This is a genomic window from Brevibacterium sp. LAARM3_SD1 (assembly GCF_057364765.1).
This window is the reverse complement of sequence record NZ_JBNFOL010000003.1, coordinates 19,816-44,562: the sequence shown is the minus strand read 5'-3', so window position 1 is coordinate 44,562 and position 24,747 is coordinate 19,816. Positions and strand designations below refer to the sequence as shown.

Sequence of the window (24,747 nt, the reverse complement as noted above, 5' to 3'; positions counted from 1 at the left end):
ATGTTCGGAAAAGTCATCGGTAAGCGGCTGCTCTTCTCCGCGTTCATCCTCATCGCAGTCTCGCTGCTCGTCTTCGGCGCCACCCTGCTGCTGCCCGGCGACGCCGCTAGAGCGATCCTCGGCCAACAGGCCACCCCGGAGCGCATTGCGGCCCTGAACGAACAGCTGGGACTCGACCAACCCGCCTGGCAGCGGTATTTCACCTGGCTGGGAGGGCTCTTCGTCGGGGACTTCGGAACCTCCTCGGCGACGGGAGGATCGGTCGGCGCACTCCTCGGCGATCGGATCGGGGCCTCCTTCATCCTCATGGGACTGGCTGCGATCATCTCCGTGCCTTTGGGCATCGGACTCGGCGTCTTTCAGGCGCTGCACCGCGGGAAGCGCCGCGACCAGGCGATGACCGGGGTCAGCCTCGTGCTCGCGGCCATGCCCGAGTTCGTCATCGGCATCGGCCTCATCGCCATCTTCGCCACCTCGGTGTTCCAGATCCTGCCGGCCGTGACCCTGGCCCCGCCGGGAGAACCCGTGTGGAACCGGCCGGAACAGCTGATCCTGCCGACCCTGACGCTCATCCTCGTCGTCACCCCCTACATCGTGCGCATGATGCGAGCGACGATGATCGAAGTCCTCGACTCCGGGTTCGTCGAGATGGCGCGGCTCAAGGGCGTCCCGGAGAAACGCGTGATCATGCGCCACGCAGTGCCCCACGCACTCGGACCCGTCGCTCAGGTCGTCGCGATCCAGTTGGCCTGGCTGGCCGGCGGCGTGGTCGTCGTTGAGTTCCTCTTCCGCTATCCCGGCCTCGGCCAAGCCCTCATTGATGCGGTGACCTACCGTGACGTGCAGGTCGTCCAAGCGATCTCCATGCTCGTGGCCGCCGTCTACGTCGTGGTGAACCTGGCGGCTGATGTCGTCGGCATCCTCACCAACCCGAAACTCAGGAGCGCAGCATGAGCACCGACGCCAACAGTCTTGATGACCTCAAGTCCGCGGCCACCGATGCCGCAGAGGTGCCCAAGGAATCCGCCACCACCTACGTTCCCTTCTACAAGCGGGTGCTCGCGCAGAAACAGGGCAAGATCGGCCTGATCATCACCGTGGTCGTCGTCGCGCTCGCCCTGTGCGGACCGCTGCTGCTGCCCTGGGCGACCGGCAACACCGCCACCGAGTTCGTCACGAAGCCGTTCAGTCCCTATGGTCTGTTCGGATCGGACAACCTCGGCCGCGATGTGTTCTCCCGGTTCCTCGCCGGCGGTGTGACGCTCATAATCTACGGTGTGCTCGCCACCGCGCTCGGAATGGTCGTCGGCGCGATCATCGGCATGCTCGCCGCCTATGTCGGAGGAACCTTCGACGCCGTGATCATGCGGCTCAACGACGTCATCCTCGCTATCCCGCAGCTCGTGTTCGCCCTCCTGGCGATCACAGTGCTCGGACCGCAGGGGTGGGTGCTCGTGACCGTCATCGGCCTCACCCACGCCCCGCGCATCGCCCGCGTCGCGCGGTCAGCGACCCTGGGCGTCATCACCGAGGACTACATCAAGGCCGCGGAGATGTACGCGATGCCCCGGTGGAAGGTGCTCATCCGTGAGCTGCTGCCCAACATCACCGGACCGCTGAGCGTGGAGGCGGGCCTGCGCCTGACCTACTCGATCGGCTATATCGCCTCGCTGTCGTTCCTCGGACTCGGCCTGCAGCCGCCCGCGGCTGACTGGGGTCTGATGATCAACGAGAACCGCATCGCCCTGTCCATCCAACCCTGGGGTGTCCTGCTGCCGGTCGTTGCAATCGCGCTGCTGACCATCGGCACCAACCTGCTCGCGGACTCCTTCGCCCGAGCCACCGCATCGACATCCGTGGAGGCATGATGAGCCCGAAGACAGAGACCGTTCGCCACGATGATGCGAACGAACCGAACGAGAAGATCGTTCTGCGCGTGTCCGACCTGCGCGTGCTCACGAACGCCGGGGACGAGATCCTCCACGGTGTCGACTTCGCCCTGTCCCGAGGAGAGATCCTCGGGCTTGTCGGCGAGTCGGGTTCCGGTAAGACCACGGCTGGTCTGGCCTGCATGGGTCACTTCCGGGAGGGGCTGAAGTTCGGGTCGGGGTCCGTGAGCATCTGGCCGCGCGGTGACGCCACCCACCTCGAGGTCGGCGAACTCGACGAGGTGGCCCTGCGAGATCTGCGCGGGTCCCGCATCGCGTACATCCCCCAGGATCCCGCGCTCTCGCTCAACCCGGCAATGCGTGTGGGCGAGCAGATCCAGGAGGTCCTCGACATCCACGACTTCGGAGCCTCGGATCGTGAGCGAGCTGATCGCGTTGCAGAGGTGCTCGTTGACGTCGGCTTGCCCGGGGATCGTGCCTATCAGCGACGCTGGCCCCATCAGCTCTCCGGCGGTCAGCAGCAGCGCATCGGCATCGCCATGGCCTTCGCCATGTACCCCGATGTGCTCATCCTCGACGAACCGACGACCGGCCTGGACGTGTCCACGCAGTCGGTCGTGCTCGACACGATCCGGCAGATGACGGTGGCGAACAACGTCGCCGGCCTCTACATCACCCACGACCTCGCGGTGATCAAGGACATCTCCGACCGAGTGGCCGTGATGCTGCGCGGCGACCTCGTCGAAGAGGGACCGGTGTCGGCAGTGCTCGAACGTCCGCAGCATGAGTACACGAAGATGCTCATGGCCGCCGTGCCCGACCTCGCCGGACGGAAGACGATCGGTGACGGGGCCGCGGAGGCGAAAGCCGTCGCCGAGGCCGATGAGAAGACACATATCCTCGTGTCGGCGGGGGAGAAGTCCGGCGATTCGGAAACGGAACGGACCGATGCTGACGGAGCGGCAGCCTCGGTGAGGGATGGGGGCGGTGAGGCCCCCTCGGTGACTGCGCCTCTGCTCGAGGTCAAAGATGTGGCGCTCGCCTACGGGAAGACGCAGATCCTCGACGGGATCAACCTGACGCTGGAGCCGGGGGAGTGCACGATGCTGCTCGGAGAATCGGGGTCGGGTAAGACAACTCTGTCGCAGTGTGTGGCCGGGCTCAACGACGACTACAAGGGCTCGGTGAGGCTGCGCGGAACGGAACTGGCGCGGTCGACGCGCAAGCGCACGAACGAGGAGCGCGTTGGCATCCAGTACGTGTTCCAGTCGCCGTTCTCATCGCTCAATCCGCGGCGGTCCATCGGTCAGTCGCTGGCGGTGCCATTGGAGATGAGCGGTCAGGGAACGGCCGCGAGCCGGAAGGCCGCTGTCGAGGAGGCGCTCGACTCGGTGCGGCTGGGACGGACGTTCTACCACCGGCGCCCCGGTGACCTCTCCGGTGGTGAGCGGCAGAGGGCGGCGATCGCCCGCGCCCTGGTCAACGCACCGTCGGTGATGGTCTGTGATGAGATCACCTCTGCGCTCGACGTCAGCGTGCAGGCATCGATCGTCGCCCTGCTGCGGAGCCTGCGGGAGGAGCGGCAGCTGGCGATGCTCTTCGTTACGCACAACATCGCACTCTCCCGGCACATCGCGGACAATCTTGCCGTGCTCAACAAGGGCAAGATCGTCGACTACGGGCCGACTGCCTCGGTGCTCGAGGATCCGTCGCACGAGTACACGCGGGCGCTCATCGCCGACGTGCCGAAGTTCTGATGGGGTGGGCTGCGCGGTGGGACGGGGTGTCTGCGATGGGGTGGCGCCCAGCCCCCGACTGAGCATCGCTCAGGTGTCGTCGATCCGGTCGTCCTCGTCGTGCTGTTCAGCATAGACGCGCTGGCGCATTCGCTGGCCATGGGTGAGACTTCGCACGTCCATATCCGAATCGAAACTGGCGCCGATGCCGCCCGCCACAACACCCATGGCAGCGCTCAGCCAGGCGATGTCCAAGTAGTTCGTGAATGAAGCCTCTGACTGGATCTGCTGAGTCATGAATTCAGGATCGATGACGACGACGCCGCCGAGGAGAATGAGCGCCACCAGAGTCGCATACAGGGCCACGACCGTCAACAGCAGTGTCAGTACAGTCGACAGATTGTAGTACATGATGACAGTGGCGAGGCCCTCACTGACAGGCTTGTCCCAGAGCTTGTGGCTGACGATCAACCATCCGACCATCACGATGATGGCAACCAGCCCGATCGACACGAGCCGGGCCGTGGACAGAAACGTCGACATCTGCCAGATCGAGCTGTAGAAGATGCCGAAGGCCCCGGTCGCGGACGCAGCCGCCAGCGCTCCAGAGAGCTTCGGCACGGTCCGCCAGGGATCGTTGGCGATCGTCATTCCGAGCAGCATTCTGGGCCCACCGGTGAAGGTGTGCGCATGCAGGGTCTGGTGATCCTGATCGTCGCGCGTCGACCAATGGCTCCAATTCAGCAGATACTTATGTGAGTCGTTGGCCGGATCCCAGGGGACGAGTCTGTTGATCGACGACATGAGGACCTTGAGTAAGCGCTTCTTCGTCGCCCAGGCACCCAAGGTTGGGCACGAGACGATGGCCAGATTGCTGTCGGCATGGATTTCGGCGACCAGGGGATCGCCTTGGGTGTGCCGAGGAATCTCCGTGAGGACGAGGAGGATATCGGTGTCGTCATAGTCCTCGCGGAGTTCGGTGACAGCATCGAGGTCGAGCTCTTGGTCAGGCGTGAGGCGAAGCGCATTAGTACGCGTACTGAGGGTTGTCTGTACGCTGTATGCCCTCTGAAGCAAGCTCTCGAAGTCATCTCGGATCGATGTCACGCGTCGACTGGGCAGGCCTGGGTCGGCCACCAGGAGCACCCGAAGCGTCTGCGAAGAAGAATCTAACATCGCTGTCCTTTCGCTGCGAACACGACCACGGCTTCGGCGGCTGAGTCTTGTGGGCCACCGAAAGAGTTCTGATGATGATAATGATGTAAACGCTCACTTGCTCGCCCACGCTATCACTGTCGCCTCGGTCCGTTTTCTGTCTCAGCGGCTGCTCGAATCGAGTGGGGTGGCCGCGGTCTCACCGCGGCGGGCCGACTGAATACCTCCTCAAGCTCTTGACGAGTTGGGGCAGGCCGAGGAGCAGTCGGTCAGTGTCTGTGCCGAGCGATCTTCCGCCCTCTGCTGCCCGATGCTCGAATCCGCAGATGAGGATCGAGCCGCCGAGGTGAAGGACAACATCTCGATCGCCGAGGGTGAGATCTCCATCCTCACACTCGACAGCAAGGACACACCCTACCTCCTTATAGAGGACAAGAGCCGGTCAGCGCAGCTGGAACCGCTCGGCTTCACAACTGTTCCGCTGGCCGGTGCGCGGCGACTGGGGTGCGGCGATGGCTCTGCTCGATATCGTTGAGGACATGTTCCCCGCGACGCAGTGACCCCGAAGGCGATCAGCGATCTGTCGATGGCGAATCGCTCGACAGGTCCCCATCGTCGGCGTTCTCATCTTCTTCGCGGTTCTCATCATCAACGGTTTCGTCGGAGTGACCGAAATCGTCGGTGTCCACCTTGTCGAGGTACTCCGACGAGGGTGCGGCACCGGCACTGTGATCGAGACTCTCCGTAGCCTTGCGCATACTGCTTTCGGTGCTGCTTTCGGTGCTGCCTTCGGTCGACATTCTGTTCACCTTTCGCTGAAGAGCGCGGATGGGTGATCAGTCTACGCGGGACCCCTGTCGAGCGGCACCCCTTTCGAGTCGACTGAAACAGTGTCAGCATAGGGTCATACACTTGATAGAGAAGGGATGATCGTGATGAGCGATTCCAGCGAAGACGAGAAGGAACCGACAAAGGTCCCCGAGGAAGCCAAAGACGATGTCGCGGAAAAGCCCGGCACGGATTCCGCGTCGAAGCAACACGAGGATGAATTGGTCGATGAGTGGGAGGAAGAATCCTTCCCCGCGAGTGATCCGCCGGCACACTACTGACTCCCGTGATCGCAGGGCCCGGCACCGATGCGCAGGCGCCGGGCCCTGCGCCGTTGCCGTCTGACTCATCCCGGCCCTCACCACCATGTGGTGGCCTCCCTGACTCTCAACGCCACCGGGCAGGCCACAGCAAGCGCCACCCCCGATCTTCGGCGAGCGCGTATTCGCCCTCGCTCGTCCGTATCCTGGCCGGTCTTACGGGCGTGCCCGCCGCAGCCGAGGTGTGCTCGCGAGTGAGAATCTGATGCACCGCAGCATGCGCCTTTCGCGATGCGGCCTCTGGACGGTCGGCAGGCCAGTCCATAGTGTCGAAACACCAATCGGGAGACCTGCAACGGAGAAGGCGCAATGACTCTCATCGACACCGGCGGCACGGACGTCGTCGACATGCTCACCACCGACCACAGGGAGATGCTCGAGCTGCTTCGCCGGATTGAGAGGACCGAGGACCTGGACGAGCGACGCGACATCGCCGATACCGTCATCGCCGAGGTGATGCGGCATTCGGTTGCCGAGGAGATGATCGTCTATCCGTCTATCCGTCGATCCAGGAGTACGTTCCGGGCGGGAACGACGAGGTCGAGCACGACAAAGAAGAGCACGAAGAGCAGAACTCCGGCCGCCTGGAAGAGTATGGTGACGATGAGAGCCGCCCACTGAATGGGCCGACCACGCTCATGGGGAACGTCTGGCCCTGGTTCTTCGGCGGACATAACGCCTCCTCGACTGACGAACTGATCAGATTGCGTCTCGCGTTAGGGCGCCGTGTCAAACCCCTCAACAGGTAGGGGTGACTCACAGACAGCCGACGCGGGGTCACGCTCGAAGTCGCGGTCGGCCCGTTGCCAGCTCAGTGAGGACCTCTCATCTACTCGTTCATTGTGAGTACGAGTTTGCCGGTGGTGTGGTTGGTCTCGCCTTCTCGATGGGCTTCTGCTGCCTCCGTGAGAGGGAACGTCCCGGCGATTGTGGCACGCAGTGCACTCTCGTCGACGAGTCCGGAGACGGTTTCCAGGGCGCTGCGCGAGGAGTCGACGAGCATCCGGAGAGCACGTACTCCGAGTTGATCTGCTTGGCGGAAGAGATCGGCGGAGCCGACAGGGATGAGCGAGACGAGAGAGCCGCCCTTGCGAAGCGTGTGCAGGGAGCGCATCGCCGTGTCACCGCCGATCGTATCGAGCACCGCGTCCACGTCTCGCACTCGATCGGCGAAGTCATCCGTTCGGTAGTCGATGACTTCATCGGCGCCGACCTCGCGCAGGAAGCCGTGTTTCTCCGCGCTCGCGGTTCCGATCACGTATGCGCCCCGCGCCTTCGCGATCTGCACAGCGATGTGCCCGACGCCGCCGGCGGCTGCGTGGATCAGCACGCGCTGTCCCGACTGTAAGTCCGCATTGTCGACGAGCGCCTGCCAGGCGGTCAGAGAGACGAGGGGGAGTGCCCCCGCCTGCACGTGGTCAACCGATCGGGGTTTCGCCGCGAAGAATCTGGCCGGGGCGGCGACGTAGTCGGCGTGGGTACCGAGTCCGAACGGATACGACATCATGCCGAACACCTCGTCGCCTGGTCTGAACGTCGCGACGCCGATACCGACGGCTTCGACCACACCGGAGACGTCCCAGCCGAGTACTAATGGCAGTTTGTCGACGAAGCCGTGGCCAGAACGGTGCTTCCAATCGGTCGGGTTGAGTCCCGCGGCGTGGACTTTCACGAGGATTTCGTTGGTGCGGGGCTTCGGGCGCGGAATCTCGGTGATTTCGAGAACGTCGGCGCTGCCGAAAGTCTGCTGGCTGACGGCGCGCATCATCGTTTCGGTGTTCATGGTCCCATTGTGTCACTTCAGAAGCCGTAGCCGTCCTGACAATCCCCTGGACGATGGTGCATTGCGGCCGAGTGCAGCGGGGCCCTGCTGTTCGATGGCGAAGTCGTCGATGAGCTGACCGTCTGTCTTCGCAGGGGTCCATTGTCAGGCTCGGGCCGTTGTCAGCGGGAGTGAGAGGTGTCACGATGAAGACCATTGTGTAGTTGGGCGAACCGACGAGCGAGACGTCCTGCCTCGCGGAGAGAAGGAGAATATCATGCTCATCGTCTTGTGGGTCATCGCAGGAGTTCTGGCGCTGTCTGGCGTCCTCGCTCTGTTCCGAAAGGAGTACAAATTGGGCATCGTCTGTCTCATCGCCGCCTGCATCGTCGGTCCTGTGCTGACCGCCTTCTTCGGAGGGCCTCCGGCCGGTCCGCGAAGTTGACCTGAGATCGTATCGCTAAAGGCCCGACCCATGGTTGTCAAGACTGTTTACAGGGGTCTCCGCACAATGCCAGGCTAAGAAGACCGCGCACACCGCGGCGGGTCCCCGCGGGTCCGGACAGATAAACACAGATGCTGAGGAGGAACAAGGGATGAACCACAGTCACTTGCGCACGGTCTACGAGAGCGGCGGTCCATATGCCACGGTCTACCTTGAGGGTCGTACTCCTTCAGCCGATGCCGGCGCGCAGCTGCGCCTGCGCTGGTCGGAGCTGCGAGACCAGCTGTCCGAAAGCGGGGCAGGGGAGTCTCTCCTCGAGCCCATCGATGCGATCATCCTCGTCGACGAACCCACCGAGGTGCACACAGACGGTCGGACCATCGTTGCGAACTCACAAGGAGTTCTGCTGGACGAACATTGGGACGCGGCGTTGGGAGATGGCGACGCGGCGCACTACGGAGACGTGCCCGAACTCGGAGCCTACCTCCGCCAGGAGTCCAGACAGTTCGACGTCGTTCTCGTCATCGCCGGGCAGGATGGTGCGGCCGTCCGTGAACTGAGCGTGACCCCGGATCGCGAACGCATCGAGAACGAGCCGGTCCACGTGACCGGCGACAACGACGAAGACATCAACAAGCCGCGGCGAGGAGCTTACTCACACAACCAGATCCGGCGCCGCGTCGATGAGATCATCAAAGACAACGCGCGCGCGGTCGCCGACTTCATCGACCGATTGATCACCGATCATGCACCGGACGCCGTCGTCCTGGCAGGAGAAGTGCAGGGCAGAACTGTCGTCAAGGCCGAACTGTCCGTAAGGGCCGAAGAGCTGCTTCACGAGATCTCAGAAGGCGGCAATGACGATGACGGTGCCGAAGAGGCGATCGATGTGGCGGTCCGAACACTCGTGACCAGACTCGCCGGCGAGCGCGAGGCCGAGAACTCCGAACGGCTGGCCGAGAGCAAGGCCCACGACCGTGCGGTCGAAGGCCACGCCGAAGTCGCGAAGGCAGTCGAGCGCGGTGCGGTGGCGTCCCTGCTGCTCGACGACGCCGAAGCGGCAGAGGGCGAAGCAGGCATCATCGCCCAAGCTGTTCTGTCCTCAGCAGAGATCGGGCTCAGTCATGAGCCGATGTCCGAAGGCATCGCTGCGATTCTCCGCTACGACGTCGGCGCTGCGCTGGCGGACTGAGGCGCAAATATCTGCTGGTAGATAGTATCCAATGAGTTAATAAGATGTGTATGGTTGGTCCGTGACAGCCGATCTCGGCAGGCCGGAAGGATCCCCCGATGAATCGCCCGACGGAACGCTCGACCCCGCCCGACCCGAAGTCGCTCGGCGACGAAGTCATCCGCCGAACCCGCACCCCGCGCCGTATCCTCGTGCTCGGGGCGACCGGCTACATCGGTGGTCGCCTTGTGCCTCGCCTGCTGCAGGCTGGTCACGAGGTGCGGGCCGGGGTGCGGCGACCGGAGAAGCTCAAGCAGGTTCCATGGGCGGCTGACGTCGACGTGAGAACCGTCGACCTCGACACCGGTCGCGGTCTCGATGACAGCCTCAGCGGCATCGATACGGCCTATTACCTGGTGCATTCCATGGGGTCCGGTGGGGACTTCGAGGCGGCTGAGGCCGAAGCAGCCAGGCGCTTCGCCAGTGCGGCTGCGTCCGCCGGCGTCCGCCGCGTCGTCTACCTCGGAGGGCTCCATCCGGAGGGAGGTGAGCTGTCAAAGCATATGCGCTCACGGGCGAACGTCGGCCGCATTCTGCTCGACTCCGAGGTCGACGCGATCGTCTTCAACGCCGGCATCATCATCGGCTCCGGCTCTGCCTCGTTCGAGATGATCCGCCATCTCGCCACGACCCTGCGCTGGATGCCGGCACCGGACTGGGTGGCCAACCGTGTCGAGCCGCTGTCGGTTCGGGACGCGCTCTACTACCTTCTCTCCGCGGCCGATGTGGAGGGGCCGGTCAACCGCTCCTTCGATATCGGTTCGCGTCAGATCCTCACCTATGCCGAGGTGATGCGGACCTTTGCCGCCGTCGCGGGGCTCAAGCCCCGCCACGTCATCGCATTGCCTCTTCCCGCGCCGACCCTTTCAGGCATCTGGGTCGGGTTGGTCACCCCGCTGCCGTTCAACCTCACCTTGCCGCTCGTCCAATCCTTGCAGGAAGACGCGGTGGCTTCGTCGCACGAGGTTGATGAGGTCATTCCGCCGCCCGAGTCCGGGCTCATCGGGTTCGCCGACGCCGTCCGACTCGCCCTGCGCCGCGAAGTCGAAGGTGCCGTGGATACGAACTGGGACGCCGACGCCGGAGAGCTCGACGAGGCGGCCCAGCCGTCGCCCAGTGATCCGAAGTGGTCCGGCCGGCGCATCTTCACCGATGAGCGGTCGACGACGATCAGCGGTGTCAGCGCCGCCGAGGTGTGGCCTGTGATCGAGGGGATCGGTGGGACCAACGGCTGGTACTCGTGGCCGCTGGCATGGAAGATTCGTGGGATCTGGGACAAAGCAGTCGGAGGCGCTGGCCTCAACCGGGGCCGACGGCTGCCCGACAGCCTGCGCATCGGCGATCCCGTCGACTGGTGGCGAGTCGAACAGCTGGAACCGAACTCTCGTCTTCTGCTGCGCGCCGAGATGAAGGTCTCCGGTCACGCGTGGCTCGAATTCGCTCTGACAGACTCAGTCGAAGGCTGTGAGTATCACCAGACGGCGACCTTCATCCCCACTGGAGTGCGAGGCCGCATCTACTGGGCCCTCGTCGCCCCGTTTCATCGCTTCATCTTTCCCGCCATGGCGAAGAACATCGCAGCCGAGGCGCGGCGCCGAGCCTGAACGTTCCTGGTTTTGTCCATGATCAGGGGGCTGCCGTCAGCATCGAAGCGAAGCCGTGCCGGTACGTGGGGTAGCCGAGTTCGCCCATGAGCGAGCGGAAGCGAGACCCGTCGATTCGTTTGCCGCTCGGCTTCTCGTCGTCGGAATGGCCGGGGACGGGCACGCCGAGGCGGCCGGCGATGAAGGCGGCGACGTCGCCCATCTGGGCAGGAAGCGAATCGACAGCGTGGACCAGGTCCGGCGGTTCCGAGCCGAGTGCCAAGCGCTCGAGGCCGCGCACGAGGTCGTCTCGGTGGATGCGATTCGTCCACCGCTGATGGTTGAACCGCTGGCCGCGTCGCACGGAGTCGATGAGGCGGGTGCGGCCAGGTCCGTAGATACCAGCCGGGCGGACGATCGTGAGGTGGTCGAAGAGCTCGGCCGCCTCGGACTCGGCCGCAGCGAGGACCTCACCCGGCCCGGACCCTGGGGCGAGTGGAGCGTCTTCGGTGATCACACGCGTCGTCCTCCGCAAGGACCCGCGTGGAGGAGACCAGGACGACTCGGCCCGGCTGTGACCCGAGCACGCGGGCGAGACCTCTCAGCCCGTGGAGGTAGGCCCGTTCGTACCCGGTCCGAGTCGGTTCGTCCGAAGTCAGAGTGATCACGACCGCATCGAGTGCGTCCAGTCGCGGATCGCTGCGGTCCGCGGCATCGACCCTATCGCGGCCGGGAGCTCCGAATCCGGAGAGGTCCATACTAATCGTCTCGAAGGCGTCGGGCAGTTCGGAGACGCGTCGGCGCAGTCCGATCACCCGGTGCCCCTGGTCGACCAGTCGCAGGCCCAGCCGTGTGCCCAGGTCTCCGCACCCGGCCATGAGAATCCTGCGACCGTTCGTCGTGCTCATTTCGCCTCACTCTTCATCCGGTCATAGGCGGCCAATGCCGCCTGGCGCGATGCCTTGAGATCGACGATCGGCTCGCGATCACCCTGCGAGCGCTCCGCCCGAGTGAGACCACCCGGACCGCGGCCCAACCACCTGCCCACGTACTCGCAGTCGGGATCGAAACGCTCACGTTGGCGTTCGGGATTGAAGATCCGAAAATATGGAGCCGCATCGGCTCCGCACCCGGCCACCCATTGCCACGAAACGGGGTTGTTGGCTTCATCGGCGTCGACCAGCGTGTCCCAGAACCACTGCTCGCCGTGCCACCAGTGGATCAGCAGATTCTTCGTGAGAAAGCTCGCCGTGGCCATCCGCACTCGATTGTGCATCCATCCGGTCTGCCACAGCTGAGCCATGCCGGCGTCGACGAAGTCGATCCCGGTCGTGCCGCTGCACCAATGCTCGAGTGCCTCGGGGTCGTCCTCATATGGGAAGGACGAGAATTCAGGTCGCATCGGTTCGGATTCGACGGCCGGCAGGTGATAGGTCAGGTGCCAGGAGAACTCCCGCCAGTAGAGCTGGCGGATCCATGCCTGCCGATCATCGTCCCTCACCTCCGGTATGTCCAGGGCCGCTGCCAGCAGCTGGCGGGGGGAGAGTTCGCCGAAGCGCAGTCGCGGCGACAGGCCTGACGTGCTGTCAGGGTCTGCGGGGACATCGTGAGAATCTGCGTAGCCGTCGAGCCCGTCGCCCAAGCAGGCGAGCTCTCGGGCCGCCTGCCTGCACCCGGGGTTCCAGTGCTCGGCCACGGTCGTGCGCCACCATTGCGGAGTCCGAGCCGAAGCGAAATCGCCGGAGGCCGTATCGGTCCCGTCGAGCAGACCGAGACTCTCGAGGCTGCGCACCCAGGGGTGCCCGTCCAGGGATTTCCGTCGCGCATCGGACAGAGGCTTCTGTTCGGCAGGCGGAGGGAGGACGTCGCCGACTGTGCAATCGCGGACGGCTTTGAAGAACGGGGTGAAGACCTTGTAGAAGTCTCCGCCCTGCGGGCTGACCGTCCAAGGCTCGACGAGAAGCGCACCGCAATGGGAGTGCGCCGGACACCCGGCATCGGTCAGCCGCGTCTTGATCTGCGCGTCGAGGTCACGGGAGGCCGGTGCATAGCGGCGCGACCAGCGGACCGCATCGACCTCCAGGTCCGCGGCGGCTCGGGGGATGATGTCTGCGGCAGAACCTGCGGCGAAGAGCAGCGGGATCCCGAGCGTCGCGAGTTCTGACTCCAGGGCTCTCAGGGACTCGTGTGCCCACCAGCGAGCTGCCCCTCCCAGCGGGCGTGGGCCCAGCCCGTCGTCATCGCGACACTCTCTGATCCAGAGGCCGATGACCTGACCGTCGGCGCGGGCTTCGGTCAGTGCCTCGTGGTCGTCGACCCGCAGGTCGTCGCGGAACCAGACGAGGGTCAGGTGCTCACGGTCGTGGCTCACCGGGGACCTCCGATCACAGCTGCTTCGCCCAGTCGGCGTTGCTCAGGGACAGCTCCTCGGCCATGCCGTCGAGGAAGCGGATGACGGCATCGCGTTCGCGGCTGGTGAGGTCGGCGGCGGCATGGACTCGTCTGGCCTGAGCACGTCCCACAGTCTCTCGTGCCGAGCGTGCTGTCGCCGCAGTGACGTCGATGGCGTATGCCCGGCGATCGCTGGGATGCAGCTTCCTGATGACATGCCCCTCCCGCTCCAGGCGATTGATCAGCTTCGTCACCGAGGCCGCCGACATGACCATGTGGGCAGACAGCATCTTCGGAGTCACCACCGCGTTCTGCCGCTTCGCTGCGATGAGATAGTGCAGCGCACGCATGTCCTGTTCGCTGAGCTTCATGAATCTGCGCGAAGCCTCGGAGAGGGTGCGCTCGGCCTTGCGCAGTCGGGCAAGCGCGTTCATGAGCTGAGCGATCTGCTCGCGGTCGGCGTCCGACAGGTCGGAGGAGTCGATGAGGTCGTCGGGAAAGCTGTTCTGCGATCCGGTGTACATGTTCTCTGCGATCGGGTCGTGAGCGCCCGCGGCCTCCGATGGCTCCATGCCGCAATCCTACTGATTCCCGTCCCTCGGTCGTAGAAGAATAACTCTCCGCATACAGTACACCAAAGTGTAGTATATGCAGAGAGTTATTACATCGTGAGGGTGTCAGCTGCTGGTCGAGTAGACCTGCTGCGAACCTCCGGTGCGGACGCGATTGCGGCGACGGGTCTCAGGGCTCGTGCCACGGGAGTCTGCAGTGCGGCGGCCGGCGGACTGGCCGGTGCGCGCTCCTGAGGTCTGATTGCCCGAGCGGCCTCCTCGACCGGTCTCGCGGCGGCGACTGCCTTCGCCGCTGCGGCCGCCCCGACCAGTGCGACCGGACTCGCTGTTGCGCGAATTCGTGCGAGTGCTCTCCCCGGCGCCGTCGCGGCCTGCGCTTCCGCCGCGGCCGCCGCGACCGCCTCGGCGACGGCGTGAGGAACGACCACCGGACTTCGCCGGTTCGGTCTTCTTGCGCGGCTGGATGGGTTCCTTCGGCTGCGGGGCGACGTACTCGGCGATCTCACCGACGAGCTCGGTCACCTCGGGGGACTCTGCGTTGACCTTCTGCGGGGTCGCCTTGATGGCGGCCTTGCGCAGGAGGATCTGAGTGTCCTTGCGCTCTTCGGCGGTCATCACCGTGACGACGTCACCGGCGCTGCCGGCACGTGCGGTGCGACCGGAGCGGTGCAGGTACGCCTTGTGCTCGGTCGGGGGATCGACGTGGACGACGAGCTCGACGGAGTCGACGTGGACGCCGCGGGCGGCGATGTCTGTGGCCACGAGCACCTTCGCCTCACCATCGGTGAACGCGGCGAGGTTGCGATCGCGCGCGCCCTGCGACAGGTTGCCGTGCAGGTCGACGGCGGGAATGCCCGCTGCCGTGAGTTGGCGGGCGAAGCGCTTGGCCCGGTGCTTCGTGCGAGTGAAGAGGATGCGGCGGCCCGTGCCGGAGGCGAGCTTGTGCACGAGTTCGTTCTTGTCGTCGACCGACACCTCGAACACGTGGTGGGTCATGGCCGAAACGTGGGAGGTCGCCTCATCCACGGAGTGCAGAACCTCGTTGTGGAGGAAACGACGGACGAGCTTGTCGACGTCGTTGTCCAACGTGGCGGAGAAGAACATCCGCTGCCCCTCGGCCGGGGTCTGCTTGAGGATGCGGGTGACACCGGGCAGGAAGCCCAGGTCAGCCATGTGGTCGGCCTCGTCGAGGATGGTGACCTCGATGTTCTCAAGCGTGAGAATGTCCTGCTGGAGCAGGTCCTCCAGGCGGCCGGGGCAGGCGACGACGATGTCGACGCCGGAGTTGAGTGCGTTCTCCTGCCGCTTCTGTTTGACGCCGCCGAAGATCGTCGTCGTCCTCAGGCCAACGGACTTCGCCAGCGGGTCGATGACCTCAGTGATCTGCGTGGCGAGCTCGCGGGTGGGAGCGAGCACGAGTCCGCGCGGGTGGCGGAACTTCTGGGATCCCTTGCCGGATTCGGCCAGGCGGGTGACGAGCGGAATGGAGAAGGCCAGGGTCTTGCCGGACCCGGTCTTTCCTCGGCCGAGCACATCGCGGCCGGCCAGCGTGTCGGGCAGGGTGTCCTGCTGGATCGGGAAGGCCTGGGTCTTGCCTTCCTTGCTCAGCGTGTCGACCAGCTTCTGGGGGACACCGAGCTCGGCGAAGGTGGTCGGTGCCTGAGTGGCCTTCTTCGCGCGATTGCCGGTGCTGGTTGTGTTGGTGTTTCGGTTGTTGCTGCCGCGGGTGCGGGTGTTGCGGGGATTGGTGCGTGTCTGTGAAGTAGTGATGGGATGGCCCTTCGACGTGCCGGAGGGCGTGCCAGTGCCGTGAATAGTTGGCAGGCAGCCGTTTCCGGTCATGGAATGAGCGCTGTCGGCGCTCTCGATCGCCGAGAGAAAACGGCTTCGTAAAAACATGCGCGGGTTGTTCACCCAGCTGCAGAGACGAGGCGTCCTGACGACGCAGGGAACCCGAAAACGGGTTCGCAAGTACCTTCAGTATACCGCCGGCGGGGTCGCGAGCAGAATCCGCCGGTGGGATGCCCGGCCCCGACCGGGCTAAGCCGGACGGCCGAGTCGTTCGTCGGTTGACAGCTCCGAGGCGGTGTCCGGGACGGCGTCGAGCGGTTCGAGGGAAGCCGCCTCGGTGTCGGGCATTGAACTGGGCACGTTGTCGGGCACGGTCGATTCCGACTGGGCAGGTACGGGTACGATCGGCTTTCGGCGTGGTCTGCGATGCCCGGTAGCCCATGCCCCGATGGCCACCGACGCCCATCCGATGCCGATTCCGGCGATGTCGTCGAGGATGTAGTGCCAGCCGAAGTAGAGGGTGGCCACGACGGTGACTGCGAAGAAGACCCACGTGATCGTCTGGACGATGCGCTTCTGTTTCGTCAGCGTCATGAAGAGAGCCGCGGCGAAGGTCACCGAGACGTGGAGCGAAGCGAACGCGGCGACGCCCTGGATGGAGTCGCTGCCAATGGGATTGCTGAGATACTCGAGCCGGGTGTCGATGAGGGATTCCTGGAGCTGACTGACTCCGGTGTCGGGAAGCGCACGGTAGGCCTCAGGATGGCTGAATACCGGTCCGACCGAGGGCAGGAGGTAGTAGCTGACCGTGCCGAGAACCCAGTTGAGGCTCAACGTCGTCGCGAGCCAGGCGCCGATTCTGTGATTGCGGTTGAGCACGAGGAACCCGCCGAGGGTGATCGGGATGGCCGGAAGGTAGGCGAGGTAGACGATGGACAGGATGTTCGCCGCGATGCCGGTGCCGAGGAGATCGTGCAGCAACACCGACGGGGTGTGTCCGAAGCTGAGCCAGTTGTCGAGTCGGAACAGCTGCCGATCGAAGAGCGTGCCTTCGCGGTACACCGGCAGCACGCTCTTGAGATTGCGATAGGCCACGTAGCAGATGTAGAAGCTCAGGAGTCCGGCGCCGATGCACAGCAGCCGGTGAGTGTTCCACTCTTTCCGGGCGACGTCGGCGATGGTCGTCGGCAGGTTCCGCCACCCGCTTCGCCTCACCGCTTCCACGACCAGACCGCCGCCGATGAATCCGAGAGCCAACAAGGGCAGCCGGATGTACGAGGGCCCGAGGAAACCGTCGGGATCCCGCAGCGGGAGATCGAGGTAGAGGGAGGAGAACACGGCGGCCGCTCCGACGAGGAGGGCGAGCGCCATGGCAAAGGTGTAGGGCCAACGTCGCAATCTGGTCATCGGAACACCGTAGTGATTCACTTTTAGTACATCTTCGGATTTTCCTCGGAAGCGGCTGATCGTAGCCCCGTCTCGCCCGTGCCGGCGCGGCAGACGGCCGCCGAAATCAACTCAGGTGGCGTGCTGCGAACTCGGCGGCATTGTGAAGCACGGCATTCGTGTCGTCGAGGATCCGACCGAAGTGGAGGAACGAGTGGAGCACATGAGGATACTCCTCGAAGCGGACGTCGTTACCCGCCCGCTGCAGGGTCCTGGCCAATGCCCGGCTGTCATCGCGCAGCGGATCGAGCCCGGCGGCGGCGACGAATACCGGCGGCAGACCGGACAGATCGGCGGTGAGGTGTGCGACGAGCGGTGAGTGTTCGTCCTCCGGGGTCGGCAGGTAGTCGTCGAGGAGGTTGCTGAGGTCGTGGATGCCCATGCCGTCCCAGTCCCCGCCGTAGAGCCTGCGACTGGCCGAGTCGATGAGACCGTGGCTGCCGTAGATGGGCAGGAGGGCGCGCAGAGCCGAGAAGCTCGCGGGATTCGCCCCGATGGTCTCCGGTTCATCGCGCAGAAGCAGACCTGCGCCGAGGGTGAGAACCGCCCCGGCAGAATCTCCGGAGATGGCCAGACGTTCTCCGTCGATGCCGAACTCCTCACCGTGACGGGCGAGGTGGTCGACGACCCCGGCACACTCGTGCAGCGCCTGCGGGAACTTCACCTCCGGCGACAGCGAATAGTCGACTCCGATCACGGCGAAACCGCCGGCAGCGGCGAGCAAGCGCATGATCCGGTCATGTGTATCGAGGTCGCCGAGGCTGAACCCACCGCCGTGGAGGAACAGGAGACCGGGCAGGACCGCCTCGGTGGTGGGGCGATGGATGCGGATCGGAACGTCGACCCCGGCGGTGCGGATGTGGTGATCATCCGTGCGGGCCATGGTGGGGCCGCCTTCGTTCCACAGCGTGCGCTCGGCCCGGTATTCGGCGCGTTGGGCTGCCAAGGATTGAGCGGCAGGGGAGAGGTCTCCGGCAGCCGCGGCGAATTCCTCACCGGCCCGGCGGCATTCGTCGGCCCGGGTGGCCTGGATGGCCATGACCTCGCGCATCTGGGGCGACATCGACGCCACGATGTCGGCAGGGATGGTGGCGAGCAGCGCATCGGTGAGCGCGGGGTCGACGGTCACGCCGGGAATCATCAGCCTCATTCTTGGTCGGCGGCAATGCTTCCAAGCTTAGCGAGGGCAGCGGCGGCGGCCACGGTAGGACTCACCTGCGAAGATCCGGAATATCCGCCGACCGTCGCTGTTATGACAAGGGGACTGTGACACCAGTCCTTCACCGCCGAAGACACTGCAGGAGCGAACCCGTGACCGAACACATGCGCCGACACGAAACCGACCACGATATCCCGTGGTCCCTGCCGATCGTCGTGCGCCGGTCCAAGACCGCCATCGCCCGCCACATCGACGTCCTCGAGGCCACCTCCCGCGCCGTCGTGACCTTCCTCGACGACCCGCGCTCGCAATCGGGTGGGGAATGGAACGAGGCCGTTGAATACTGGCGTGACGGAGCCATCCGCAAGGTCGTGCGCCGTGGTGACGGGAAGAAGCTTGAGGACGCACGCGCCCTCGGGTGTGTGGGTGTGACCCACGGAGGCACGGACGATTTCGCCCCCGCCGAGGCATTCGTGTTCGTCCCCGGACCCGTCGAACCTCTGCCGCTCGAGCTGAAGAAGCTGCAGGTCGGCGGCACCGAGTTCCCCGATGAGGGCGAATCCTCGGTTCCCGCCGCCGCGGCGGTCGTGTCGATCGAACTCTCACCCGAGCTCACGCTGACGACCGGGAAGGCGGCCGCCCAGTGCGGTCACGCCGCACAGCTGGCATTCGAGCAGATGCCCGCCGAGGTGCGGAATCGTTGGCGTGAGTCGGGGTTCAGCCTGCGCGTGACCACGGCGACGAAGGAAGCGTGGGCGGCCAACGAGCAGCAGGTCAGCGTCGTCGACGCCGGCTTCACCGAGGTCGACGGCCCCACCGAAACCGTGCGCGCCCGGTGGTGAGCCGCCTCGGTGAGGGAGTTGATCAGGCCTCGTCGAGGTCCTTGAGCTCGTCCTCGGTCAGGGGGCGGGTCTTCGTGCCGTTGCCGAACTCGTCGAGGTAGATCATGTGCTTGACCATCTCACCGGTTTCTTCGTCCTCGACTTCGATGATGTCGCCGGGGTGGGTCTGGGGCTGGTAGAAATCTTCATTGACTCCGGTCATTGTGACCACCTCCTACTGGTATCTTCACCATACGATGCTGTGACACGAGTCTCAAGGATCCGGGATCCGCAGGATCGGAAGGCCACGGGGCGTTGCATGCCATACTGAAGGCGCAGCGATTCGCCGAGAAGCGAGCCATCGGACTAGGAGCCCGGATGAGAGAGACCCTTTTGATTTTCCTTGCACCGGGGATGATCCTCATCGTCGGTGCTGCCCTGCTCGGCGGGTTCGCCGAGGCCATCGCGATCTCTCTCTATATCCTCGGTGTGCTCGTGCTCATCGGATGGCCACTAACTGCAGTCATCGTCAACGTCCGCATCTCACGGTGCCAGGAGCGGGGCCAGCAGATCTCATCCGGACTGGCCCGGGCTCAATCCGCAATCGAGACGGCCTCCGCGATCATCATGACCATCGTGGTGCCGTGCGCCCTTATCGGCTGGATCGGCGTCTACTGCCTCGTCACCGCCGCCGACGACCCTGAGGATGCGATCTTCAAGACGGTCGTCGGGTTCGGGACACTCCTGGTCCTCGTCGCCTACCTGGCGATCTTCGTCCTCGGACGCTCGAAGACAATCCTGCGCATGATGGGTGTGGCAGTTCTGGTCTTCGGCGTGATCGTCCTCGTGGGGGTCACACAGGTGTTCATCGACGGAGAGGCGGGACTGCGATCGGGTAGCGGGCTCGTCGGGGGCATCATCATGGCCGTCTGCGGCCTGTGGTTGGCGATCACCGGCCGCACTTCCTGGTCTAGGAGATCGGCAATTGACCCGGCAGGAGTCAGACACCGTGCCGCAGGGCGCAGCCGTTCGAGATTGCTTCCAGGAAAGGACGAAGCACCGTAATGTGGCCCGTCACCTGAGGGGCGAGAACCCGAGAACCAGGGTGCCTGCCATTATCAGAATATGCCACGGACGGGCCTTGCCGCAAGACCCCGGTCAGCGGGAACAATGGTGACTTCACTCTTCCGGTCTATCCGATCAAGGAGCCTGTGTGCCTGCCACTGTCTTCGACCTGACCGCCCGACTGTCCGCCAAAACGACCGCAGATCTCATCGCCTCCGACGAGCTCCACTTCGCCCGCATCGCCCGCCAGCTCGACCGTGAAGTCGCCACGCTCGAGGCCCGCCTGGCGGAACTCCGCCGATCTTCCGGAGGTGGCGGCGAAGCGGCACTGGAACGGGACACCGCGATCCACCGGCTGTCGTCCGAACTGAACGTGCTGCGCCGCTTCGACCTCGATGTCTGTCTGGGTCGGATGGTGTTTGCCGAGTCCGGAGACACCGTCTATATCGGCCGTATGGGATTGCGCGACGAGGACGAACATGCCCTGCTCATCGACTGGCGGACACCCATGGCCAAGCCGTTCTTCGCCGCCACCCTCGCCTCCCCGATGGGGCTGTCCACACGGCGCCGCTACCGCTGGGCGAACGGCCTGATCTCGGACTACTGGGACGAAAGCTTCGCCTCGGAGTCCGTCGACGACACCGCGTCTCTGGATGATCAGTCGGCGTTCATCGCCTCGCTGGGCACGAGCCGGTCAGCGAAGATGCACGATGTCCTCTCCACCATCCAAGCCGACCAGGATTCGATCATCCGTGCCCCGGCCGATGTCCCGATGGTCGTCGACGGCGGGCCCGGAACCGGAAAGACCGTGGTCGCCCTGCACCGCGCCGCCTACCTTCTCTACAGCGACTCCGGCATCGCCAGGGGAGGAGGACTGCTCTTCATCGGACCCAACCACACGTATCTGTCATATGTCGATGACGTTGTGCCCCGCCTCGGCGAAGACGGTGTTCGTCTGTGCACGCTAGACGACCTGGTCAAGGAAGGCGCCACCGTCGAGGATGACGATCGCAGCGCTCGCCTCAAGGAGAATCTGAACCCCGGAGCGGTCATCGAGCGGGCGGTGAGCATCTACGAGGAACCGCCCACCACCGCCATGGTCATCGACACTGTCAGCGGTGACCTCACTGTCACGCCAGGCGATTGGGCGGCGGCGTTCTCCTCTGTCGATGCGGACGTCGATCACAACGCGGCTCGAGACCAGGTCTGGGACGAGTTGGTGGAGATTCTCACCGAGGCGGTCGTCGACGCCGATGAGGATGCCGAACCTCTTGAGGTGCGCCGCTTCCTCAGCCAGGACCCCGACCTGCGAGCGACCCTGAGCACCGCGTGGCCGATTCTCGACCCATTGGACATCGTCGGCGACCTGTGGAGCGTTCCGGCCTACCTGAGCCTGGCTGCTCCCGACCTGACCGAAGAGGAGGCAGCGTGCCTTCAGCGCGCCGACCCCAGGGCCTGGACGAAAGCCGATGTCCCGCTCATCGACGCGGCCAGGCGCCGCATCGGCGATCCAGCCGATCTGAGCAGGAAGCGCCGAGCCGCGGCGGAAGCGGCGGCCGAACAGGACCGGATGGCCGACGTCGTCGAGCACCTCATCGCCGCAGACGACAGCGAACTGAAGCAGATGACGATGCTGAGGGGTGACGATCTGCGGGGCGCACTGGACAACCCCTCGGGGCGGGAGACTCCAGATGCTGATCGTCTGGCCGGCCCTTTCGGCCACATCATCGTCGACGAGGCGCAGGAGCTCACCGATGCACAGTGGCACATGCTCCTGGACCGGTGTCCGTCGAAGAGCTTCACCATCGTCGGCGATCGGGCACAGGCGCGACACGGATTCGCCCAGAGCTGGCAGGAACGGATGAGCGAGCTCGGCCTCGCCGTCAGCGAAGTTCGCCTCAGCATCAACTACCGCACCCCCGCCGAGGTCATGGCCGCGGCAGAACCAGTGATCCGTGCTGTCCTCCCACACGCGAACGTGCCGCAATCGGTGCGGCAATCGGGAAGTTCGGTCGGATACTGCCGGGCAGACGAGGTGCCATCACTCGTTGACTCGTGGTTGGACTCTCACGACGAGGGAACGGTCTGCGTCATCACAGTGTCACCGGCCTCGTGGAGCTTCGCGGAGGCTGAGCGAGTCAGTGTGATGGCCCCTGCCGAGGTCAAAGGGTTGGAATTCGATCTGGTGATTGTCGTGGACCCGGACACCTTCGACACCGGGATACAGGGAGGCGTGGATCGCTATGTGTCGATGACCCGGGCAACCGCTGAATTGGTGATAGCGACGGACGCGTCCACAGTGAGGTAGAGCCGGCCGAGCAGGTGGTCGGCAGACTCAGGCTGAACCACGTGTTTTCCGCTCCGTATCGAGCCAGGCGACGAGCTCCTCTGAGTTCGCTTTCAATCCATTCGGCAGCCAGAGTACCGGCTGTTCGCTGCCGTCCTCATTCACCGCGGTGGCCACTCCGAGTCCGGCGGCCGACTGGTGCATGGCCTCATCCTCGGTGATGGCGATCTCGATGAAGGTGTTGGAATTCTGACGGACAGTGCGCACCTCGAGGATCGAGGCCCAGGTCACTGTACCTGCCCGTGCCGTCGTCGGGCTCGATATGCCGACGGTGGAGACGGTGACGGACGGCTTGAAGGAGAACAGTCGACCGACGAAGACGATCAGGCCGAAACCGAAGAAGATGACGGTGATCCAGCCGATGATCGCGATGAAGATGCCGTCGTCGTCGAAGGCCATCCACAGACCGGAGACGACGAAGAGGAGACAGATGAGCAGCAGCCCGGCGGCACTCCTGCGGGAGTTGCGCAGACCGACGGTCTTGCCGTGATCCAAGGTGGCTGCCCACCGCGCCGCAGCGCTGTTCTTCGCCGACATCGTGTGTTGTCCTCCTGAAAGCGTCGGAGCCAGACTCCGGACCTCGCCCACTACAAAAGTATAGAGAAGGATCTCGGTCGCCTTGCCGCCGGTGTTCCGTTCCGCGTGGGCCGGTGCCAATCGGTAGGCTGGTGAGATGGAACGCCAGAGATTTCACTTGACCGGGGGCCGCGATCGCAATGTCGCCGAGGAGGCCCGCCCCGGAGAAGACGAGTTCCGCGTCGATATCGAACGGATCCGGTTCTCCCCGTTCTTCTCCCGCCTGGCCTCGGTCACCCAGGTCATCCCGCAGGCCGGGTCCGGCACCGTCATCCACAACCGGCTGACTCACTCGCTCAAGGTCTCCGCGGTGGCCCGGTCGATTGCGATCACGTTGATCAACGCGGACGAGGCGACCCGGGATACGGTCAGCCGCCTCGGCGGGTGCGATCCTGTTGTCGTGCAGGCGCGCGCGCCCACGATCTGGGGCACCCGCCGTTCGGCCACCTCGGCGAGAAGGAACTCGACCGGGTGTCGCGGCAGGTGCTGCGCCTCGACGACGGGTTCGAGGGGAACGCGCAGACGTTTCGGATTCTCACCGCTCTCGACAGCTGCGAGGCGACGGCGCGCGGTCTCAATCTCACGCGTGCGGTTCGAGCTGCGGTGCTCAAGTATCCGTGGGAGCGCGGGGAATGGACGGGCGATCGGGCGTCGTCGGCGGCGCGGATGCCCCGCGGGGTCGGCGACGATGTCGGCGAGGGAGCGATGAAGTTCTCCGCCTATGCCACTGAGGTCGAGGAGATGGCGGACGTGCTCTCGGCGTTTCCGGCGATCGGGAAGTATCAGCAGACGCTCGAGTGTGCGGTCATGGATGTCGCCGACGATATTGCGTATGCGGTGCACGACCTGGACGACTTCTACCGGTCGAACGTGTTGCAGTACACGGCTGTATCCGCAGAGCTCGGGCGGTGGATGCGCGATCATCGCGAGTTGGCGGGTCTCGATTCTTCTGAGCTGGATCGGCGGCGGCCGGGGCATGCGTTGGAGGCGATTCGGCGACACACGCAGGAGAAGGATCCGTGGATCGCGTCAGAGGAGGCGTTCCGGGATTCGGTGGAGCGAGTCAACCGGGATCTCGTCGAAGGACTGCTCGGCGTTCCCTACGACGGGGGACTGGAGGCGGATCGGGCGGTCACCGGATTCACCCGACGGTGGATCGACCGGTTGCAGGCCTCGATCGTCGTCGACCCGGACCCGCATATCCGCAGCGGGCATGTGCGACTGAGCCAGGAGGCTTGGCATGATGTCGTGGTGCTCAAATTCGTGCATTCGCGATTCGTGCTCGAACGGTCTGACCTGGCCGTCTACCAGCGTGGGCAGACGCGGATCATCGCCTCCCTGGTCGAAGGATTCCACGAGTGGCTGCTCGACCCGGATGAGGCGACGCGGATTCCCAGACGACTCGTCGACTCTGTAGAGGCCGCCACGCAGGAGTATTCGGACCTGTACTCACGGAACCCCGGGGCATTGGGGGAGGAGGGTGCAGCCGGGATCGTGCGGCGCGGTCGGGCGCGCGCGGTTGTGGACTATGTCGCCTCGTTCACCGATGCGCAGGCCATGTCAGTCAACGCTTTGATCACCGGGGCCTCCGACGAGCCGTGGGAGGCCGGGCGCGGGTTGTAGGGCGCGC

Annotated in this window: 26 protein-coding genes; 14 read left to right on the top strand and 12 right to left on the bottom strand. The window is 64.8% G+C overall.

The window, feature by feature from the left end:
- From AC2W7L_RS02195 to AC2W7L_RS02185, 3 genes are read left to right on the top strand one after another with little or no spacing between them, the layout of a single operon-like run.
- Positions 1-954 (top strand): ABC transporter permease, encoded by a 954-nt coding sequence (locus AC2W7L_RS02195; protein ID WP_172170636.1) that lies wholly within the window; start codon positions 1-3, stop codon positions 952-954.
- On the top strand, positions 951-1,868 hold the full coding sequence (locus AC2W7L_RS02190) for an ABC transporter permease (RefSeq protein WP_486003078.1): 918 nt from the start codon (positions 951-953) through the stop codon (positions 1,866-1,868). Before AC2W7L_RS02195 ends, AC2W7L_RS02190 begins: the two co-directional genes overlap by 4 nt.
- On the top strand, positions 1,868-3,646 hold the full coding sequence (locus AC2W7L_RS02185; RefSeq protein WP_486003077.1) for an ABC transporter ATP-binding protein: 1,779 nt from the start codon (positions 1,868-1,870) through the stop codon (positions 3,644-3,646). The genes AC2W7L_RS02190 and AC2W7L_RS02185 overlap by 1 nt, the downstream gene beginning before the upstream one ends.
- Positions 3,647-3,715: 69 nt before the next feature.
- On the opposite strand, the gene AC2W7L_RS02180 is transcribed toward AC2W7L_RS02185, so the two are convergent.
- On the bottom strand, positions 3,716-4,732 hold the full coding sequence (locus AC2W7L_RS02180; RefSeq protein WP_486003076.1) for a hypothetical protein: 1,017 nt from the start codon (positions 4,730-4,732) through the stop codon (positions 3,716-3,718).
- Positions 4,733-5,090: 358 nt separating this feature from the next.
- Between AC2W7L_RS02180 and AC2W7L_RS02175 the strand changes: the two genes are divergently transcribed.
- Positions 5,091-5,315 carry a hypothetical protein gene (locus tag AC2W7L_RS02175; protein WP_486003075.1) on the top strand — a complete coding sequence of 75 codons (225 nt, stop codon included), beginning with the start codon at positions 5,091-5,093 and terminating at the stop codon, positions 5,313-5,315.
- Positions 5,316-5,352: 37 nt separating this feature from the next.
- On the opposite strand, the gene AC2W7L_RS02170 is transcribed toward AC2W7L_RS02175, so the two are convergent.
- The gene (locus tag AC2W7L_RS02170; RefSeq protein ID WP_486003074.1) at positions 5,353-5,580 is read right to left on the bottom strand and encodes a hypothetical protein; all 228 of its coding nucleotides are present in this window, start codon (positions 5,578-5,580) and stop codon (positions 5,353-5,355) included.
- 135 nt (positions 5,581-5,715) lie between these two features.
- Between AC2W7L_RS02170 and AC2W7L_RS02165 the strand changes: the two genes are divergently transcribed.
- Positions 5,716-5,889 carry a hypothetical protein gene (locus tag AC2W7L_RS02165; RefSeq protein WP_193627342.1) on the top strand — a complete coding sequence of 58 codons (174 nt, stop codon included), beginning with the start codon at positions 5,716-5,718 and terminating at the stop codon, positions 5,887-5,889.
- 348 nt (positions 5,890-6,237) lie between these two features.
- Positions 6,238-6,549, top strand: coding sequence for a hemerythrin domain-containing protein (locus AC2W7L_RS02160; protein ID WP_486003073.1), 312 nt, complete (start codon positions 6,238-6,240; stop codon positions 6,547-6,549).
- 208 nt (positions 6,550-6,757) lie between these two features.
- Here the strand turns inward: AC2W7L_RS02160 and AC2W7L_RS02155 are convergent, their stop codons facing one another.
- A complete protein-coding gene (locus AC2W7L_RS02155) occupies positions 6,758-7,711 on the bottom strand; it encodes an NADP-dependent oxidoreductase (protein ID WP_486003072.1) in 954 nt (317 codons plus the stop codon).
- A 256-nt stretch (positions 7,712-7,967) separates the two neighbouring features.
- On the opposite strand from AC2W7L_RS02155, the gene AC2W7L_RS02150 reads away from it, so the two are divergent.
- From AC2W7L_RS02150 to AC2W7L_RS02140, 3 genes are all read left to right on the top strand, one after another.
- Positions 7,968-8,135, top strand: a complete 168-nt coding sequence (locus AC2W7L_RS02150; protein ID WP_162835618.1) for a GPGG-motif small membrane protein — start codon at positions 7,968-7,970, stop codon at positions 8,133-8,135.
- Positions 8,136-8,286: 151 nt separating this feature from the next.
- Positions 8,287-9,327: a baeRF2 domain-containing protein gene (locus AC2W7L_RS02145; protein ID WP_486003071.1), complete on the top strand. Its 1,041-nt coding sequence runs from the start codon at positions 8,287-8,289 to the stop codon at positions 9,325-9,327.
- Positions 9,328-9,425: 98 nt separating this feature from the next.
- Positions 9,426-10,970 carry an SDR family oxidoreductase gene (locus AC2W7L_RS02140; RefSeq protein WP_486003070.1) on the top strand — a complete coding sequence of 515 codons (1,545 nt, stop codon included), beginning with the start codon at positions 9,426-9,428 and terminating at the stop codon, positions 10,968-10,970.
- A 22-nt stretch (positions 10,971-10,992) separates the two neighbouring features.
- On the opposite strand, the gene AC2W7L_RS02135 is transcribed toward AC2W7L_RS02140, so the two are convergent.
- The 7 genes from AC2W7L_RS02135 to AC2W7L_RS02105 all read right to left on the bottom strand — a co-directional run bounded on the left by AC2W7L_RS02135 (position 10,993) and on the right by AC2W7L_RS02105 (position 18,290).
- Positions 10,993-11,466 (bottom strand): Rossmann-fold NAD(P)-binding domain-containing protein, encoded by a 474-nt coding sequence (locus AC2W7L_RS02135; RefSeq protein ID WP_486003069.1) that lies wholly within the window; start codon positions 11,464-11,466, stop codon positions 10,993-10,995.
- Complete coding sequence (locus AC2W7L_RS02130) at positions 11,420-11,857, bottom strand: Rossmann-fold NAD(P)-binding domain-containing protein (RefSeq protein WP_486003068.1); 438 nt, start codon at positions 11,855-11,857, stop codon at positions 11,420-11,422. Before AC2W7L_RS02130 ends, AC2W7L_RS02135 begins: the two co-directional genes overlap by 47 nt.
- The gene (locus AC2W7L_RS02125; protein ID WP_486003067.1) at positions 11,854-13,320 is read right to left on the bottom strand and encodes a cryptochrome/photolyase family protein; all 1,467 of its coding nucleotides are present in this window, start codon (positions 13,318-13,320) and stop codon (positions 11,854-11,856) included. The genes AC2W7L_RS02130 and AC2W7L_RS02125 overlap by 4 nt, the downstream gene beginning before the upstream one ends.
- 13 nt (positions 13,321-13,333) lie before the next feature.
- Positions 13,334-13,912, bottom strand: a complete 579-nt coding sequence (locus AC2W7L_RS02120; RefSeq protein WP_486003066.1) for a MarR family winged helix-turn-helix transcriptional regulator — start codon at positions 13,910-13,912, stop codon at positions 13,334-13,336.
- Positions 13,913-14,017: 105 nt separating this feature from the next.
- On the bottom strand, positions 14,018-15,754 hold the full coding sequence (locus tag AC2W7L_RS02115; RefSeq protein WP_486003065.1) for a DEAD/DEAH box helicase: 1,737 nt from the start codon (positions 15,752-15,754) through the stop codon (positions 14,018-14,020).
- A 198-nt stretch (positions 15,755-15,952) separates the two neighbouring features.
- Positions 15,953-17,110, bottom strand: coding sequence for a phosphatase PAP2 family protein (locus tag AC2W7L_RS02110; RefSeq protein ID WP_486003064.1), 1,158 nt, complete (start codon positions 17,108-17,110; stop codon positions 15,953-15,955).
- Positions 17,111-17,216: 106 nt separating this feature from the next.
- Complete coding sequence (locus AC2W7L_RS02105; protein WP_486003063.1) at positions 17,217-18,290, bottom strand: alpha/beta hydrolase fold domain-containing protein; 1,074 nt, start codon at positions 18,288-18,290, stop codon at positions 17,217-17,219.
- A 170-nt stretch (positions 18,291-18,460) separates the two neighbouring features.
- Between AC2W7L_RS02105 and AC2W7L_RS02100 the strand changes: the two genes are divergently transcribed.
- On the top strand, positions 18,461-19,150 hold the full coding sequence (locus AC2W7L_RS02100; RefSeq protein WP_486003062.1) for a peptidyl-tRNA hydrolase: 690 nt from the start codon (positions 18,461-18,463) through the stop codon (positions 19,148-19,150).
- A 22-nt stretch (positions 19,151-19,172) separates the two neighbouring features.
- On the opposite strand, the gene AC2W7L_RS02095 is transcribed toward AC2W7L_RS02100, so the two are convergent.
- Positions 19,173-19,352, bottom strand: a complete 180-nt coding sequence (locus tag AC2W7L_RS02095) for a hypothetical protein (RefSeq protein ID WP_486003061.1) — start codon at positions 19,350-19,352, stop codon at positions 19,173-19,175.
- Between the two features lie 155 nt (positions 19,353-19,507).
- Between AC2W7L_RS02095 and AC2W7L_RS02090 the strand changes: the two genes are divergently transcribed.
- Together AC2W7L_RS02090 and helR are read left to right on the top strand one after the other, a co-directional pair.
- Positions 19,508-20,194 (top strand): hypothetical protein, encoded by a 687-nt coding sequence (locus AC2W7L_RS02090; protein WP_486003060.1) that lies wholly within the window; start codon positions 19,508-19,510, stop codon positions 20,192-20,194.
- 148 nt (positions 20,195-20,342) lie between these two features.
- Complete coding sequence (gene helR / locus AC2W7L_RS02085) at positions 20,343-22,502, top strand: RNA polymerase recycling motor ATPase HelR (protein ID WP_486003059.1); 2,160 nt, start codon at positions 20,343-20,345, stop codon at positions 22,500-22,502.
- Between the two features lie 27 nt (positions 22,503-22,529).
- On the opposite strand, the gene AC2W7L_RS02080 is transcribed toward helR, so the two are convergent.
- The gene (locus AC2W7L_RS02080) at positions 22,530-23,078 is read right to left on the bottom strand and encodes an STM3941 family protein (RefSeq protein ID WP_486003058.1); all 549 of its coding nucleotides are present in this window, start codon (positions 23,076-23,078) and stop codon (positions 22,530-22,532) included.
- 136 nt (positions 23,079-23,214) lie between these two features.
- Here AC2W7L_RS02080 and AC2W7L_RS02075 point away from each other — a divergent pair, with 136 nt between their 5' ends.
- Together AC2W7L_RS02075 and AC2W7L_RS02070 are read left to right on the top strand one after the other, a co-directional pair.
- Positions 23,215-23,826: a hypothetical protein gene (locus tag AC2W7L_RS02075; protein ID WP_486003057.1), complete on the top strand. Its 612-nt coding sequence runs from the start codon at positions 23,215-23,217 to the stop codon at positions 23,824-23,826.
- Entirely contained in the window at positions 23,823-24,740 is a 918-nt protein-coding gene (locus tag AC2W7L_RS02070; RefSeq protein ID WP_486003056.1) for a hypothetical protein, read from the top strand. The genes AC2W7L_RS02075 and AC2W7L_RS02070 overlap by 4 nt, the downstream gene beginning before the upstream one ends.
- The last annotated feature ends 7 nt before the right edge of the window (positions 24,741-24,747 follow it).

Excerpts from the sequence above, each read along its gene's own strand:
- AC2W7L_RS02195 (WP_172170636.1), top strand. The coding sequence starts at position 1 with ATGTTCGGAAAAGTCATCGGTAAGCGGCTGCTCTTCTCCGCGTTCATC.
- AC2W7L_RS02190 (WP_486003078.1), top strand. The coding sequence starts at position 951 with ATGAGCACCGACGCCAACAGTCTTGATGACCTCAAGTCCGCGGCCACC.
- AC2W7L_RS02185 (WP_486003077.1), top strand. The coding sequence starts at position 1,868 with ATGAGCCCGAAGACAGAGACCGTTCGCCACGATGATGCGAACGAACCG.
- AC2W7L_RS02175 (WP_486003075.1), top strand. The coding sequence starts at position 5,091 with ATGCTCGAATCCGCAGATGAGGATCGAGCCGCCGAGGTGAAGGACAAC.
- AC2W7L_RS02170 (WP_486003074.1), bottom strand. The coding sequence starts at position 5,580 with ATGTCGACCGAAGGCAGCACCGAAAGCAGCACCGAAAGCAGTATGCGC.
- AC2W7L_RS02165 (WP_193627342.1), top strand. The coding sequence starts at position 5,716 with ATGAGCGATTCCAGCGAAGACGAGAAGGAACCGACAAAGGTCCCCGAG.
- AC2W7L_RS02160 (WP_486003073.1), top strand. The coding sequence starts at position 6,238 with ATGACTCTCATCGACACCGGCGGCACGGACGTCGTCGACATGCTCACC.
- AC2W7L_RS02155 (WP_486003072.1), bottom strand. The coding sequence starts at position 7,711 with ATGAACACCGAAACGATGATGCGCGCCGTCAGCCAGCAGACTTTCGGC.
- AC2W7L_RS02150 (WP_162835618.1), top strand. The coding sequence starts at position 7,968 with ATGCTCATCGTCTTGTGGGTCATCGCAGGAGTTCTGGCGCTGTCTGGC.
- AC2W7L_RS02145 (WP_486003071.1), top strand. The coding sequence starts at position 8,287 with ATGAACCACAGTCACTTGCGCACGGTCTACGAGAGCGGCGGTCCATAT.
- AC2W7L_RS02140 (WP_486003070.1), top strand. The coding sequence starts at position 9,426 with ATGAATCGCCCGACGGAACGCTCGACCCCGCCCGACCCGAAGTCGCTC.
- AC2W7L_RS02130 (WP_486003068.1), bottom strand. The coding sequence starts at position 11,857 with ATGAGCACGACGAACGGTCGCAGGATTCTCATGGCCGGGTGCGGAGAC.
- AC2W7L_RS02120 (WP_486003066.1), bottom strand. The coding sequence starts at position 13,912 with ATGGAGCCATCGGAGGCCGCGGGCGCTCACGACCCGATCGCAGAGAAC.
- AC2W7L_RS02115 (WP_486003065.1), bottom strand. The coding sequence starts at position 15,754 with ATGACCGGAAACGGCTGCCTGCCAACTATTCACGGCACTGGCACGCCC.
- AC2W7L_RS02110 (WP_486003064.1), bottom strand. The coding sequence starts at position 17,110 with ATGACCAGATTGCGACGTTGGCCCTACACCTTTGCCATGGCGCTCGCC.
- AC2W7L_RS02105 (WP_486003063.1), bottom strand. The coding sequence starts at position 18,290 with ATGATTCCCGGCGTGACCGTCGACCCCGCGCTCACCGATGCGCTGCTC.
- AC2W7L_RS02095 (WP_486003061.1), bottom strand. The coding sequence starts at position 19,352 with ATGACCGGAGTCAATGAAGATTTCTACCAGCCCCAGACCCACCCCGGC.
- AC2W7L_RS02090 (WP_486003060.1), top strand. The coding sequence starts at position 19,508 with ATGAGAGAGACCCTTTTGATTTTCCTTGCACCGGGGATGATCCTCATC.
- AC2W7L_RS02080 (WP_486003058.1), bottom strand. The coding sequence starts at position 23,078 with ATGTCGGCGAAGAACAGCGCTGCGGCGCGGTGGGCAGCCACCTTGGAT.
- AC2W7L_RS02075 (WP_486003057.1), top strand. The coding sequence starts at position 23,215 with ATGGAACGCCAGAGATTTCACTTGACCGGGGGCCGCGATCGCAATGTC.
- AC2W7L_RS02070 (WP_486003056.1), top strand. The coding sequence starts at position 23,823 with ATGAAGTTCTCCGCCTATGCCACTGAGGTCGAGGAGATGGCGGACGTG.